The organism is Pseudomonas sp. PDM01 (assembly GCF_014852325.1).
GTDB classification, from domain to species: domain Bacteria; phylum Pseudomonadota; class Gammaproteobacteria; order Pseudomonadales; family Pseudomonadaceae; genus Aquipseudomonas; species Aquipseudomonas migulae.
On sequence record NZ_JACVBK010000006.1, the window covers coordinates 101,443 to 115,841 of the forward strand.

The 14,399-nt window shown below is 59.9% G+C and carries 10 protein-coding genes; 4 read left to right on the forward strand and 6 right to left on the reverse strand.

The features are described from left to right. Positions 1-18: 18 nt before the first annotated feature. Both fadB and IB246_RS16540 read right to left on the reverse strand, forming a co-directional pair. Positions 19-2,166, reverse strand: coding sequence for a fatty acid oxidation complex subunit alpha FadB (fadB, locus tag IB246_RS16535; protein ID WP_008037714.1), 2,148 nt, complete (start codon positions 2,164-2,166; stop codon positions 19-21). A 602-nt stretch (positions 2,167-2,768) separates the two neighbouring features. Then, the gene (locus IB246_RS16540; protein ID WP_008028493.1) at positions 2,769-3,206 is read right to left on the reverse strand and encodes a hypothetical protein; all 438 of its coding nucleotides are present in this window, start codon (positions 3,204-3,206) and stop codon (positions 2,769-2,771) included. 104 nt (positions 3,207-3,310) lie between these two features. Between IB246_RS16540 and IB246_RS16545 the strand changes: the two genes are divergently transcribed. Next, on the forward strand, positions 3,311-3,751 hold the full coding sequence (locus IB246_RS16545) for a universal stress protein (RefSeq protein ID WP_008028495.1): 441 nt from the start codon (positions 3,311-3,313) through the stop codon (positions 3,749-3,751). Positions 3,752-3,917: 166 nt separating this feature from the next. Here IB246_RS16545 and IB246_RS16550 read toward each other — a convergent pair whose 3' ends face one another. Then, entirely contained in the window at positions 3,918-5,837 is a 1,920-nt protein-coding gene (locus IB246_RS16550; RefSeq protein ID WP_008028498.1) for an ATP-binding cassette domain-containing protein, read from the reverse strand. A gap of 213 nt (positions 5,838-6,050) precedes the next feature. On the opposite strand from IB246_RS16550, the gene IB246_RS16555 reads away from it, so the two are divergent. Continuing rightward, positions 6,051-7,979 (forward strand): transglycosylase SLT domain-containing protein, encoded by a 1,929-nt coding sequence (locus IB246_RS16555; RefSeq protein WP_008037718.1) that lies wholly within the window; start codon positions 6,051-6,053, stop codon positions 7,977-7,979. A 63-nt stretch (positions 7,980-8,042) separates the two neighbouring features. On the opposite strand, the gene IB246_RS16560 is transcribed toward IB246_RS16555, so the two are convergent. Together IB246_RS16560 and IB246_RS16565 are read right to left on the reverse strand one after the other, a co-directional pair. Next, positions 8,043-9,077: a Fic family protein gene (locus IB246_RS16560; protein WP_008037719.1), complete on the reverse strand. Its 1,035-nt coding sequence runs from the start codon at positions 9,075-9,077 to the stop codon at positions 8,043-8,045. 67 nt (positions 9,078-9,144) lie between these two features. Next, positions 9,145-10,920, reverse strand: a complete 1,776-nt coding sequence (locus IB246_RS16565) for an ABC transporter transmembrane domain-containing protein (RefSeq protein ID WP_162130706.1) — start codon at positions 10,918-10,920, stop codon at positions 9,145-9,147. Positions 10,921-11,167: 247 nt separating this feature from the next. Here IB246_RS16565 and IB246_RS16570 point away from each other — a divergent pair, with 247 nt between their 5' ends. Further along, positions 11,168-11,347: a PA1571 family protein gene (locus IB246_RS16570; protein ID WP_008037721.1), complete on the forward strand. Its 180-nt coding sequence runs from the start codon at positions 11,168-11,170 to the stop codon at positions 11,345-11,347. 191 nt (positions 11,348-11,538) lie between these two features. On the opposite strand, the gene pdxB is transcribed toward IB246_RS16570, so the two are convergent. Then, positions 11,539-12,681, reverse strand: coding sequence for a 4-phosphoerythronate dehydrogenase PdxB (gene pdxB / locus IB246_RS16575; RefSeq protein ID WP_008037722.1), 1,143 nt, complete (start codon positions 12,679-12,681; stop codon positions 11,539-11,541). Positions 12,682-12,955: 274 nt separating this feature from the next. Between pdxB and IB246_RS16580 the strand changes: the two genes are divergently transcribed. Further along, positions 12,956-14,365 (forward strand): MATE family efflux transporter, encoded by a 1,410-nt coding sequence (locus tag IB246_RS16580; protein ID WP_008037723.1) that lies wholly within the window; start codon positions 12,956-12,958, stop codon positions 14,363-14,365. The last annotated feature ends 34 nt before the right edge of the window (positions 14,366-14,399 follow it).

A 14,399-nucleotide genomic window follows, 5' to 3' on the forward strand; every position in this document is an offset into this window, starting at 1 on the left:
GCTCAAAAGTTGGGACGCTTAACCGAAGAACCGTTGGCCGGTTTTGGCCATTTCACGCAGTTTTGCGGTCGGGTGGTACAGCGCGCCCAAATCAGCGTACTGGTCAGCCAGGGCAACGAACTCGGCAACACCGATCGAATCGATGTAGCGCAGCGCACCGCCACGGAATGGAGGGAAACCAATACCGTAGACCAGACCCATGTCGGCTTCGGCAGCGGTTTCGACGATGCCGTCTTCCAGGCAACGCACGGTTTCCAGGCACAGCGGGATCATCATCCAGTTGATGATGTCTTCGTCAGTCACTTCGCGCTGTTCAAAGACGATTGGCTTGAGCACTTCCAGTACCGACGGGTCGGCAACTTTCTTCTGCTTGCCCTTCTTGTCGGTCTCGTAGGCGTAGAAGCCCTTGCCATTCTTCTGGCCCAGGCGCTTGGCTTCGTAGAGCACGTCGACAGCCGAACGGCGGTCGTCTTTCATGCGGTCCGGGAAGCCTTCAGCCATAACGTCGCGACCGTGGTGGCCGGTGTCGATGCCGACCACGTCCATCAGGTACGCCGGGCCCATCGGCCAGCCGAATTTTTCCATGACCTTGTCGATACGGACGAAGTCCACACCGGCGCTGACCAGTTTGGCGAAGCCGCCGAAGTACGGGAACAGGACGCGGTTGACCAGGAAGCCCGGGCAGTCGTTGACGACGATCGGGTTCTTGCCCATTTTCTTGGCGTAGGCAACGGTAGTGGCAACGGCCAGCTCGCTGGACTTCTCGCCACGAATCACTTCAACCAGCGGCATCATGTGCACCGGGTTGAAGAAGTGCATGCCGACGAAGTTTTCCGGGCGCTTGAGGGCTTTGGCCAGCAAGGTGATGGAAATGGTCGAGGTGTTGGACGCGAGGATGGTGTCCTCTTTGACCTTGTCTTCCACTTCAGCCAGCACAGCCTGCTTGACCTTAGGGTTCTCGACGACCGCTTCAACCACCAGATCCACGTGACCGAAGTCGCCGTAGGACAGGGTCGGACGAATGCCGTTGAGCACTTCGGCCATTTTCGCCGCGGTCATGCGACCTTTATCAACGCGACCGACCAGCAGCTTGGCGGCTTCAGCCAGGCCTTGCTCGATGCCGTGCTCGTTGATGTCTTTCATCAGGATCGGCGTGCCTTTGGAGGCCGACTGATAAGCGATACCGCCACCCATGATGCCGGCGCCCAATACGGCAGCCTGCTTCACGTCTTTGGCGATTTCGTCGTAGGCCTTGGCCTTTTTCTTCAGTTCCTGGTCGTTCAGGAACAGACCGATCAAGCTCTGCGCGGCAGAGGTCTTGGCCAGTTTGACGAAACCGGCGGCTTCGACTTCCAGCGCTTTGTCGCGACCGAAGTTCGCGGCTTTCTGGATGGTCTTGATCGCTTCGACCGGTGCCGGGTAGTTCGGGCCAGCCTGGCCTGCCACGAAACCTTTGGCGGTTTCGAAAGCCATCATTTGTTCGATGGCGTTCAGCTTCAGCTTTTCCAGCTTCGGCTGACGCTTGGCCTTGTAGTCGAACTCGCCGGAGATGGCGCGTTTGATCAGTTCCAGAGCGGCTTCCTGCAGTTTCCCAGGCTCAACCACTGCATCGACTGCGCCGACTTTCAGCGCGTCTTCAGCACGGTTTTCCTTACCGGCGGCAATCCACTCGATGGCGTTGTCGGCACCGATCAGGCGCGGCAGGCGCACAGTGCCGCCAAAACCTGGGTAGATGCCCAGTTTGACTTCCGGCAGACCGATCTTGGCCGTGACGGACATGACGCGGTAGTCCGCCGCCAGGCACATTTCCAGACCGCCACCCAGGGCGATGCCGTTGATCGCGGCGACAGTCGGGACGTTGAGGTCTTCGAAATCGCTGAAAATCTTGTTGGCTTCGAGGTTGCCAGCGACAAGCTCTGCATCCGGCAGCTTGAAGTTCTCGACAAATTCGGTGATGTCGGCGCCGACGATGAACACGTCCTTGCCGCTGCTGACGATCACACCCTTGATCGAAGCATCTGCCTTGATGGTGTCTACGGCCTGACGCAGTTCGTTCAGGGTTAGACGGTTGAACTTGTTGACGGACTCACCCTTGAGGTCGAATTTCAATTCGACGATGCCACTTTCAAGAGCCTTAACCGTGATGGCTTTACCTTCGTAAATCATCAACTGATCTCCACGATATGGAAGCTGAACAGTACACGTCGGAAGCAGGCGAATGGCTTGGCAGTGACGTTTATCGTCGATGCTACGCCAATCCACCCGGCACACCCGCCAACGCGATAGTCGGGATTCTGTAGGAGCGATCTGAAATACAAACGCTCAATTCATACGCCCGTTTGATTTGGGTACGTCACCTTCACGGAATTTCCGACAATTGTCAATCGCCCAAAACACGGGTTGAAACGCGACTTTCCGGTCATTTCCGTAACACGAAGACCTGCAACACCCGGCTGCATGTGAGGCCATTCATAGAATCAATAGTTAGAAAAGTCGCCCTAATTCACGGCAGCCTTTGTTTAACGGGCTACGCTGGGCGGGAGATTGAGGAAAAAATATGAACGCGTCGGCGAATGCCCGGCGTAAGATCAGTGCACAGCGAATTACCGGCCTGCCTGGCCAACTCCAGCCCGATGTTGAATGTCGGGCTTTTTATTGCCTGGACAATCGTAGGAGCGAGGCTTGCCCGCGAAAGCGGTGTGTCAGGTTGGACGCCTTCGCGGGCAAGTCGGATCGCCGCACCGCTCGCTCCTACAGGGGATCGGGGGTCAGGCGAGGGCCTTGAGGGTCGCATCGATTTGTTGCAAAACTGTCGCTTCGCCCTTCTCGCCCCAGTACAACGTGATCATCTGCTTGTCCGCTTCGACCTTGTAGACGTTGGCCGGCAACTTTTCGAAATGAATCAGCAATGCCGGATCCTCGCAGACCTCCTGCCATTGATTCACCCATACGCCCGGCGACTTTTGCCAGTAACTCCAGCAAGCAGGCTGATTGCCGCGACGCGGTCGATGGTACTGCGCGCAAGGGCTCGGCGGTTCCTGGCTCAGCCAGTGCGGCCACTCCTGAGGCGCCAGCTGCATGGCCAGCCCGATACGCCGCGCCTCCATGCGCAGGGCCATGCGGCCGCTCTGCCCACGGGACGGACGCAACCACGCCAGCGGACTGAGAACCACCAACAGGATTGACACCACTATCCAGACCGTCATATCTGTACTCCCGATTCTTGATGAGCGCTTTGAGTCACTTTGAAAACACTGCGCTTGAAACCAGCCATACTTACCAATATTGCAATCCTCAGGAGGAGCACCTCATGCCCTACAACCACATTCTGGTCGCTGTAGACCTGACCGAAGAGTGCGACCCTGTCATCCACCGAGCTCGCGAACTGTCGGTGAGCAACGGCGCGAAACTGTCCCTGGTGCACATTGTCGAGCCGATGGCCATGGCCTTTGGCGGCGACGTGCCGATGGACCTTTCCCAGTTGCAGCAGCAACAGTTCGATCAGGCCAAGGAACGTCTTGACCGGCTGATCGTGAAGTACCCGGAACTCTCCAAAGAGTACAGCCACCTGACCTACGGCCAGCCACGCCAGGAGATTCATCACCTGGCCAAAGAGCAGACCTGCGACCTGATCGTGGTGGGCAGCCATGGCCGGCATGGCCTGGCATTGCTGCTGGGCTCCACCGCCAATGACGTACTGCACGGCGCACCTTGCGACGTACTTGCCGTGCGCCTGCAAAACAAAAGCTGATAACCGATCCTTGTAGGAGCCGGCTTGCTGGCGATCACGGTGCATCAGTCGACATCAATGCCAGCTGACAAACCGCGATCGCCAGCAAGCCGGCTCCTACAAGGGATCGCATACGAAAAGCCCGGCGTTCATCACTGAGCGCCGGGCTTTTTTATTGCAGGATCAATCAGGCATCCAGCTCGGCCCAACGCTCGACCATCACGTCGAGCTCAGCCTGCAACTGCTCCAACTGAGCGATCACAGCGGCCGTCTCGGCAGCAGGACGCTGATAGAAGCCAGCATCGGCCATCTGGGCCTCAACGACGGCGATCTGCTGCTCCATGGCTTCGATCTGGCTCGGCAACATTTCCAGCTCACGCTGCAACTTGTAGCTGAGTTTCTTCTTCGCCACCGGCGCTTCGACCGCCGCCGCAACCGGTGCAGGCTCAGCCGTCACGACCGCCGACGTCAGGTCGGCCTTGCCAGACTTGCTCTCGGTCACGCCCAGCAGGCGCGGCGAACCACCCTGACGCAGCCAGTCCTGATAACCACCGACGTATTCGCGAACCTTGCCTTCACCTTCGAAGACCAGCGTGCTGGTGACCACGTTGTCGAGGAATGCCCGGTCGTGGCTGACCATCAGCACGGTGCCGTTGAAGGTCAGCAGAACCTCTTCCAGCAGTTCAAGCGTTTCCACGTCGAGGTCGTTGGTCGGTTCGTCGAGGACCAGCAGGTTGGCCGGTTTGCTGAACAGTTTCGCCAGCAACAGACGCGCACGCTCACCACCTGACAGCGCCTTGACCGGCGTGCGGGCACGCTGCGGGCTGAACAGGAAGTCGCCGAGGTAACTCAGCACGTGACGGCTCTGACCATCGATGTCGATGAAGTCGCGACCTTCGGCCACGTTGTCGATCACGGTCTTTTCCAGGTCCAGCTGATGGCGCAACTGGTCGAAGTACGCCACGTCGATGCGCGTGCCCTCTTCCACTTTGCCGCTGGTCGGTTGCAGACCGCTGAGCATCAGCTTCAGCAGCGTGGTCTTGCCGGTACCGTTGGCGCCGAGCAGGCCGATACGGTCGCCGCGCGTCAGGACCATCGAGAAATCCTTGATCAGGAACGGACCGCCCGGGTGAGCGAAACTCACGTTCTCGAGGACCATCACCTGCTTGCCGGACTTGTCAGCGGTGTCCAGCTGAATGTTGGCCTTGCCGGTGCGTTCACGACGCTCGCTACGTTCAACGCGCAATGCTTTCAGGGCGCGGACGCGGCCTTCGTTACGGGTGCGACGGGCCTTGATGCCCTGGCGGATCCAGACTTCTTCCTGGGCCAGTTTCTTGTCGAACAACGCGTTGGCGGTGGCCTCGGCGGCCAGTTCGGCTTCTTTGTGCACCAGGAAACTGGCGTAGTCGCCATTCCAGTCGATCAGGCCACCGCGATCCAGTTCAAGAATGCGGGTCGCGAGGTTTTGCAGGAAGGAACGGTCGTGCGTGATGAACAGCACGGCGCCCTGGAAATCCTTCAGCGCTTCTTCGAGCCAGGCAATCGCACCGATGTCCAGGTGGTTGGTTGGTTCGTCGAGCAGCAGCAGATCGGGCTCGGACACCAGCGCCTGCGCCAGCAGGACGCGACGACGCCAGCCGCCGGACAATTCGGCGAGGGTCTTGTCGGCCGGCAGTTGCAGGCGGCTGAGGGTGCTGTCGACCAGGGTTTGCAAACGCCAGCCGTCGCGGGCTTCGAGGTCGTGCTGGACGTGCATCAGCTTGTCCAGGTCGGCGTCGGTGACGATGTTCTGGCTCAGGTGGTGATACTCGGCAAGCAGTGCACCGACACCGTCCAGGCCTTCAGCCACTACGTCGAACACGGTCCGCTCGTCGGCTACCGGCAATTCTTGCGGCAATTCGCCAATCTTGAGGCCGGGTGCGCGCCACACGGAGCCGTCGTCAGGCTTCTGGTCGCCCTTGACGAGCTTCATCATGCTGGACTTGCCAGTGCCGTTGCGGCCGATGATGCACACCCGCTCACCACGGGCGATCTGCCAGGACACCTTGTCCAACAACGGCATAGCGCCGAAAGCAAGGGACACATCGCTGAATTTGAGCAGGGTCATGAGCTTCTCCAAAAACCGGGCGCGCATTCTACCTGACTTGAGGCTTCAGAAGGCCGGCAATTTCACCTTCGGGGCACTCTGCATGACAAATGTTGCGAACTGATGCTGACAGGCCCGCAAAGCTTTCGCCGGTTGCTGGCAAAAGGCTAAGCTACAGATTATTCAGTGCGGGCATGCCTCGCACTTGTCATGATTTCTCTGCCCGGACGTCTCATGCGCAGTCGCCTTTTCAGTCTTTTATCCTGCTTTCTTCTCTCTGCCGCTGCCGTTCAAACTGCCCAGGCGGTGGACCTGTCCACCCAACGCCAGTATTACGATGAAGCCAAGCGCGCCCTGGCCAAGGGTGATACCGGCCCGTACTTCCGTTATAGCAAGGCGCTCAGCGACTACCCGCTGGAGCCGTACCTGGCCTATGACGAACTGACCGCACGCCTGAAAACGGCGAGCAACGCCGAGATCGAAAAATTCCTCGCCGAACACGGTGACTTGCCGCAAGCCAACTGGATGAAATTGCGCTGGTTGCGCTGGCTGGCCGATCGCGGCGAATGGGCGACTTTCGTCAAGTACTACGATCCCAAGCTGAATTTCACCGAGCTGGACTGCCTGAACGCGCAGTACCAGATCGGGCACAACCTGAAATCCGAAGGCTACGCCAACGCCAACAAGCTCTGGCTGACTGGCAAATCCCTGCCTGCGGCGTGCGACGGCTTGTTCGGAGTCTGGGCTGCCGAAGGCCAACTGACTGAACAGAAACGCTGGGAACGCACCAAGCTTGCCGCCCAGGCGCGCAACTATCCCCTGGCCAACAGCCTGGTCAACGGCCTGACCACCCTCGCCCCTCGCGGCCGTTTGCTGGTGGACGTGGCGCAGAAACCCGAACTGCTCAACCAGCCGTCGCGTTTCACACCGGCCGACGAACCGATGTCCGACATTGTCAGCCTCGGCCTGCGCCGCCTGGCCAAGCAAGACCCGGACAAGGCCATGGCGTTGCTCGACGGTTACGCCAGCAGCATGCATTTCTCCCGTGACGAAAAAGTCGCGATCGCCCGGGAAATCGGCCTGACCCTCGCTCGCCGTTTCGACAGTCGCGCGTTGGACGTGATGACCAAATACGACCCGGAATTGCGTGACAACACCGTGTCCGAGTGGCGCTTGCGCCTGCTGCTGCGCCTGGCCCGCTGGGACGATGCCTATCAGTTGACCCGCCGTTTGCCCCAGGACCTGGCGACCACCAACCGCTGGCGTTACTGGCAGGCCCGCAGCCTGGAACTGGCGCAACCGCAAAATCCGGAGGCGCAGACGCTGTACAAAGGCCTCGCTCGTGAACGTGACTTCTACGGCTTCCTCGCTGCCGACCGTTCGCAGTTGCCTTACTCGCTGAACAACAAGCCGCTGGTATTGAGCCAGGCGCTGATCAACAAGGTTCGCAACACGCCGGGCGTGCGTCGCGCCCTGGAATTCCATGCGCGCGGGCAGATCGTCGATGGGCGTCGCGAGTGGTATCACGTCAGCCGCCACTTCAACCGTGACGAAATGGTCGCCCAGGCCAAACTGGCCTACGACCTGAAATGGTATTTCCCGGCGATCCGCACCATCAGTCAGGCGCAGTATTGGGACGATCTGGACATCCGCTTCCCGATGGCCCACCGCGAAACTCTCGTGCGCGAAGCCAAGGTTCGCGGCCTGCATTCGAGCTGGGTATTCGCCATTACTCGCCAGGAAAGCGCGTTCATGGCCGACGCCCGCTCAGGCGTAGGCGCCAGCGGCCTGATGCAACTGATGCCGGGCACCGCCAAGGAAACCGCACGCAAGTTCAGCATCCCATTGGCCTCGCCACAGCAGGTGTTCGATCCGGACAAGAACATCCAGCTCGGCGCCGCGTACCTCAGCCAGGTGCACAGCCAGTTCAACGGCAACCGCGTCCTCGCCTCCGCCGCCTACAACGCCGGCCCGGGGCGCGTGCGTCAGTGGCTGCGCGGTGCGGATCACCTGAGCTTCGACGTCTGGGTGGAAAGCATTCCGTTCGACGAAACCCGCCAGTACGTGCAAAACGTGCTGTCGTACTCGGTGATCTACGGCCAGAAGCTCAACTCGCCACAGCCGTTGGTGGATTGGCATGAGCGGTATTTTGATGATCAATAAGCCTGTCTGAGGCGAAAACGAAAATGCCCGCATTGAGAAATGCGGGCATTTTTTATGGCGCATCTACCTGGATCTGCACCGTGCTGCAACAAGCTCGCCCTGCGCGGTCAAGCGGTAGCGTTGCACCGGGCTACGGGGGGAATCAGGATCAGTCATCTCAATCAAGCCTTCTACCAATGCAGGCTTGAGGTAGTTGGCCCGAAATGTCGCCTTGTGAGCCAATCCGAGCTCGGCCATCAGATCGTTAACCTTCACAGGAGCGCTTCCGCAAAGAGCACGAAGCAGTTTCGCTACTTGGTCGGTTACTTGGTCGGCTACTTGGTCGGTTACCGGCTCGGTTCTAACCGCCTCATCAAGCGCAAGGCTCAACGCTTGCAGCATGAACTCGACAAAAGGCGTCGACTCGGCCATTTGGTCGGCTGCCGATAACGCCGCGTAATAAGCATCCTGCTGCTCTCGAATCACGGCTTCGACCGGCAGATAAGCCAACACCGGGCGCCACCGACTGAGAATCAATGTCTGCCAAAGACGCCCCATACGTCCATTGCCGTCGGCGAAGGGATGGATGAACTCGAATTCATAGTGGAAGACACAACTGATAATCAACGGATGCCAATCAGAATCGCCGAGCCACGCCAGCAAATCATCCATCAAATGCGTAATGCGGCTCGGTGGCGGTGCCATATGAACCAATTTCTCGCCACGGTAAATGCCCACACCGGCTCGGCGAAACTGCCCACAGTCGTCAATCAAGCCGCCCATCAGTAACTCATGCGCCCGAAGCAGATCAACACGACTACTCGGCTGCCAATCCGGCATGGCTTCGTAAGCCGTGAAGGCATTACGCACCTCCTGGATTTCCCGAGGCAATCCCAGCACTCGCTGCCCTGCCAAAACAGCAGTCACCTGCTCGATGCTCAGGGTATTGTTCTCGATCGCCAATGAAGCCTGAATCGTGCGAATCCGATTACCCCGCCGCAGTTGAGGCGTCTGCCGTCGATCATCCACAGCCGAAAGTTGACCGATCCGCTCACTGATTTCGGCAATCAACGTGAGCATCTTGGTGGTCAGGGTCAACGGTGGTTGATAACGGCTCATATCCTCATCCATGCTCGCACTGAGCTCGACATAATGCCCGAACCCGGCAGTATTCAGCAGCGTTCATTCATGCCGCTTCATGCCCGTCGTTGAACTGCAACGCCGCCAACCGCGCATACAGCGCATTGCTCGCAATCAGCTCTTGGTGCGTGCCCACCGCCACCAGTTTCCCCTGGTCCATCACTGCAATCCGGTCGGCGTTTTTAACCGTGGCCAGACGATGAGCGATGACCAGGGTGGTGCGGTTTTTCATCAGGCTGGGCAGGGCTTGCTGGATCAGGTGTTCGCTCTGGGCGTCGAGGGCGCTGGTGGCTTCGTCGAGCAGCAGGATGGGCGCATCCACCAGCAGCGCTCGGGCGATGGCCAGGCGTTGGCGCTGGCCGCCGGACAAACCGAGGCCTGCGTCGCCCAAATGAGTCTGATAACCGTGGGGCATCGCCTCGATAAAGTCATGGGCGTAGGCGATTTTCGCCGCTTCCTGAACCTGTTCCAGCGTCGCTGTCGGGTTACCGTAGCGGATGTTCTCTTCGATGCTGCCGAAGAACAGCGCCGGGGATTGGGAAACCAGCGCGAAACAACGGCGCAAGTCCAATGGATCGAGTTGAGTCAGCGGCACGCCGTCGAGCAGGATGCGCCCTTCGGCAGGATCGTAAAAACGCAACAGCAGGTCGTACACCGTCGATTTTCCAGCACCGGACGGCCCGACCAGCGCGAGGGTTTCGCCCGCCTTGATGGTCAGATTCAAACCATCGACGGCGTAGCTTTCCGGGCGCGACGGGTAGGAAAAGCGCACGTCCTGCAGAACGAGATTGCCCGTCACCCGCTCGGGCAACGTCACCAGGCCAGTCGCCGGTGGCTGGATGATGTTTTCCGAGCGCAGCAATTCGGCAATCCGCTCAGCGGCCCCGGCGGCGCGCTGCAACTCACCAATGACTTCACTCAACGTGCCGAATGCACTGCCGACAATCAGGCTATAGAAGACGAACGCCGCCAGTTCCCCCGCTGAAATCCGCCCGGCCATCACGTCCATGCCGCCCACCCAGAGCATCACACCGACCGCCCCCAACACCAGCACGATCACCAGGGTAATCAGCCAGGCCCGCTGGAAAATCCGTTTGCGTGCCGTGTTGAACGCCTCTTCCACGGTCACGGCAAAACGTTGTTCGTCCTGGGTCTGGTGGTTGTAGGCCTGCACGGTTTTGATCTGGCCCAGGGTTTCGGAAACATAACTGCCGATATCGGCAATCCGGTCCTGACTCAGGCGTGACAGGCTGCGCACCCGGCGACCGAAAATCAGGATCGGCGCAATCACCAGCGGCAAAGCCACAACGACGATGCTGGTGAGTTTGGGGTTGGTGATAAACAGCAACACAATCCCGCCGATCACCATCAGCAGATTACGCAGGAACAGGGACAGCGATGAACCGATCACTGATTGCAGCAGCGTGGTGTCGGCGGTCAACCGCGACTGGATTTCGGAGCTGCGGTTGTCTTCGTAAAACCCGGGATGCAGATAAACCAGATGGTTGAACACCTGACGGCGGATGTCGGCGACCACACGCTCACCGATCCACGACACCAGGTAGAAACGCGCGAAGGTGCCAATCGCCAGGCCTATCACCAGCAACATGAACAAACCAATCGTCTGGTTGAGCAGGTGCGGGGACTGGGTCATGAACCCCTGATCCACCAGCAGGCGAATCCCCTGCCCCATGGACAAGGTGATGCCGGCCGTGACGACCAGCGCGAGCAAGGCGCCAAAGGCCTGCCAACGATAGGGCGCGAGAAAAAGGCTGGCCAGGCGAATCGCGCGGCGGTGACGGGCAGAGAGCATCGGGTTCATCCAGTTACACAATTGATAGGGCCAGCCTGACGGTTCAATGGGGTTGAACGCTGTAAATCACAATGAGTCAGGTTAATTATGACCGCGATGACTAGCTCCTAGACGCTATTGGTCTAAAGTCCGGGTGGCAACGTCTGGGTATTTCTGGTGGACTGGTGCTGCCGCTCTGGAAAGATCGCAGGGAGTTGTCATAGCCCGGTCACCTGACGGTTCTACAGTAAGCACACACCTGAAGAGGAGACAGGCCATGTCCTTGCAAAATAGCAGCGATGACAAGATTCAAGTGATCCGCACACAGCCAGATCAGTCTCTGGGTTGCTCAATCATTGACGAAAAAGGCCGCGAAGTACCGATCACTGAGGGCATGATCCAGGACGCTTGCCGCGAACTGGAAAAGCGATTGGTCAAGCCTGCCAAACAAGATTGATATAGCCCCGTCTTCTTGACCCGGCCCTGATGGCCGGGTTTTTTGTGGGTGTTGATCCGGAATTGTGGTGTGACCATTCGCGGGCAAGTCGGGATGCCGCACCACTCGCTCCTACAGCGATCGGCGCCATTTTCAACATTACGCCTAACCTGTAGGAGCGAGGCTTGCCCGCGAATGGGCCAACTCGGTTTTCAGACAGCCGATGCGCCCAAAGCCGCCACAATCTTCAGCAACTCAGGCGAATCCCCCTCAATCCGCACCTGCAACCCGTCAATCTCGCGCCGCGATGGATAATTCTTGCGCAGCGCATCAAACGCCGCGCGCTGCTCACTCACACTGCCCACAAGACTGCGGCGGAAATCCGCGTCGTCGCGGCGCGGGTCGTACACGCCACGGCACATCATCGCCAGCGCCCAGGCAGGATCGCTCTCAGCGTTCAAGGTCACCTGCGACAACCACGGTGCAGGCAGCAAATCGCTCAAGCGGACCTGCGCCGGTTGCCCGAGAAAATCGCAGTAGGCTTGGTAGATCTGCGCCGTCCCGCGTTGCTTGCCGTCGAGGCTGTAACCGGCAATGTGCGGCGTGGCCAGCACGCAGAGCTCGGCCAGTGCCACATCGACCTCAGGCTCGCCCTCCCAGACATCCAGCACCGCTTGCAGGTCTTCGCGTTGCAGCAGCACCTCGCACAGGGCGGCGTTGTCCACCACCGGGCCACGGCTGGCATTGATCAGCCAGGCACCGGGCTTGAGCTGGTTCAAACGGTTTTGGTCGAACAAATGCCAGGTCGAACCGGCCCCGTGTTTTTTCAACGGTGTGTGCAGGCTGATGACATCGCACTGCTCGATGATCTGCTCAAGGCTGACGAAATCGCCCCCTTCAGCAGCTTGCCGTGGCGGATCGCAGACCAGCACGTTCCAGCCCAGCCCTTGCAGCACCTTGACCAACCGCCCGCCCACTTCGCCGGCACCGACCACGCCGTACGTGCGCCGGGTGAGATCGGCGCCTTCGATTTCGGCAAGGGTCAGCAAACTGCCCAGCACGTAGTCGACCACGCCACGGGCATTGCAGCCGGGAGCGCTGGACCAGGTGATGCCGGCCTGCTGAAAGTAATCGAGGTCGAGGTGATCGGTGCCGATGGTGCAGGTGCCGACAAAGCGCACCTTGCTGCCTTCGAGCAACCCGCAATTGACGTTGGTCACCGAGCGCACCAGTAGCACATCGGCCTGCTCGACGGTGGCGCGGTCGATTGAACGTCCCGGCACCCGGCGGATTTCGCCGAAACCTTCGAAGAAGGCATCGAGCAGCGGAATATTTTCGTCGGCAACAATCAGCATGGCAGGCTCCTTTGGCGGATCGGCAGTGTAGGCGCAGATGACACTTCACGCCTAGCACACACCTCTAATGTAGGAGCGAGCTTGCTCGCGATGGGCGTCAACGATGACGAGGGTTGTCTGAATGAACGCGGCGTCCTCACGTCCATCGCGAGCAGGCTCGCTCCTACAGGTTTTTGTGTGATTACAAATGGGTAACACAGGACTTTTCCTGACCGTTGCGTCAACGCGTAGAATGCGCCGCCTCGCGCATCAAAACCTTTTGGACGTTTTGCCTTTGAATTCCGTGACTGACCGCCCCGCCGCCATTTCCCTCAACCGCCCCGCCCGGGTTCGCCTCGAGCTGAAGAACCTGCTCGGCCTGGCGTTGCCGATCATGATCGCGCAACTGGCCACCACGGCGATGGGCTTCGTCGATGCGGTGATGGCCGGTCGCGTCGGGCCACGGGATCTGGCGGCGGTGGCGTTGGGCAACTCGATCTGGGTCCCGGTGTTTCTGTTGATGACCGGTACGCTGCTGGCCACCACGCCGAAAGTCGCCCAGCGCTTTGGTGCCGGCACCCACAGCGAGATCGGCCCGATCGTGCGCCAGGCGTTGTGGCTGGCGCTGGTGGTGGGCGTGATGGCGACTGGCATGCTGTTCAGCGCCGAACCGATTTTGCACCTGATGAAGGTCGATCCCGAGCTGATCGGCCCGTGCATGCAATACCTGCACGGCATCGCCAGCGGACTGCCCGCCGTCGCGCTTTACCATGTGTTGCGCTGTTTCAGTGACGGCCTGGGACGCACGCGCCCGGCGATGGTCCTGGGTTTGTGCGGGCTCGCGCTGAACATTCCGCTGAACTATGTCTTCATTTATGGCCACTTCGGTGTACCCGCCATGGGCGGCGTCGGTTGTGGCTGGGCCACGGCGATTGTGATGTGGGTGATGGCGCTGGGCATGGCCGGCTGGGAACGCTGGGCGCCGGCGTATCAGTCGAGCCAGTTGTTCAGCCGTTTCGACTGGCCACAATGGGCGGTGATCAAACGCCTGCTGAGCATCGGCTTGCCGATCGGCATCGCGGTGTTTGCCGAATCGAGCATCTTCGCGGTGATTGCCCTGCTGATCGGCAGCCTCGGCGCCACGGTGGTGGCCGGGCATCAGATTGCCCTGAATGTCAGCTCGCTGGTGTTCATGATCCCTTACTCCTTGGGCATGGCTGTGACCGTACGCGTCGGTCAGGCACTGGGACGTGAAGAGCCGCGCGAAGCGCGTTTTGCGGCGGGTGTCGGCATGGGCACCGCGCTGGCCTACGCCTGCCTGTCGGCGAGCATGATGTTGCTGATGCGCGAGCACATCGCTGCGATCTACACCGCAGACCCGACGGTGATCCATATCGCGGCGATGCTGATTGTGTACTCGGCGCTGTTCCAGTTTTCCGACGCCATCCAGGTGACAGCGGCCGGCGCCCTGCGCGGTTTTCAGGACACTCGGGTGACGATGATCCTCACCCTGTTCGCCTATTGGGGCATCGGCTTGCCGGTGGGTTACGCCCTCGGCCTGACCGACTGGTTCGGCGAACCCCGTGGCCCGAGCGGGCTGTGGCAGGGTTTGATCGTCGGCCTGAGTTGCGCGGCGCTGATGCTGTCGATTCGCCTGACGCGCAGTGCACGCAAGCGGATCCGCATGAGCCATTCGATGGGTTGACCGCACAAAAAAGGCCTGCAAATGCAGGCCTTTT

Coding starts and splice junctions, on each gene's coding strand:
- fadB (WP_008037714.1), bottom strand. CDS start 2,166: ATGATTTACGAAGGTAAAGCCATCACGGTTAAGGCTCTTGAAAGTGGC.
- IB246_RS16540 (WP_008028493.1), bottom strand. CDS start 3,206: ATGACGGTCTGGATAGTGGTGTCAATCCTGTTGGTGGTTCTCAGTCCG.
- IB246_RS16545 (WP_008028495.1), top strand. CDS start 3,311: ATGCCCTACAACCACATTCTGGTCGCTGTAGACCTGACCGAAGAGTGC.
- IB246_RS16550 (WP_008028498.1), bottom strand. CDS start 5,837: ATGACCCTGCTCAAATTCAGCGATGTGTCCCTTGCTTTCGGCGCTATG.
- IB246_RS16555 (WP_008037718.1), top strand. CDS start 6,051: ATGCGCAGTCGCCTTTTCAGTCTTTTATCCTGCTTTCTTCTCTCTGCC.
- IB246_RS16560 (WP_008037719.1), bottom strand. CDS start 9,077: ATGAGCCGTTATCAACCACCGTTGACCCTGACCACCAAGATGCTCACG.
- IB246_RS16565 (WP_162130706.1), bottom strand. CDS start 10,920: ATGAACCCGATGCTCTCTGCCCGTCACCGCCGCGCGATTCGCCTGGCC.
- IB246_RS16570 (WP_008037721.1), top strand. CDS start 11,168: ATGTCCTTGCAAAATAGCAGCGATGACAAGATTCAAGTGATCCGCACA.
- pdxB (WP_008037722.1), bottom strand. CDS start 12,681: ATGCTGATTGTTGCCGACGAAAATATTCCGCTGCTCGATGCCTTCTTC.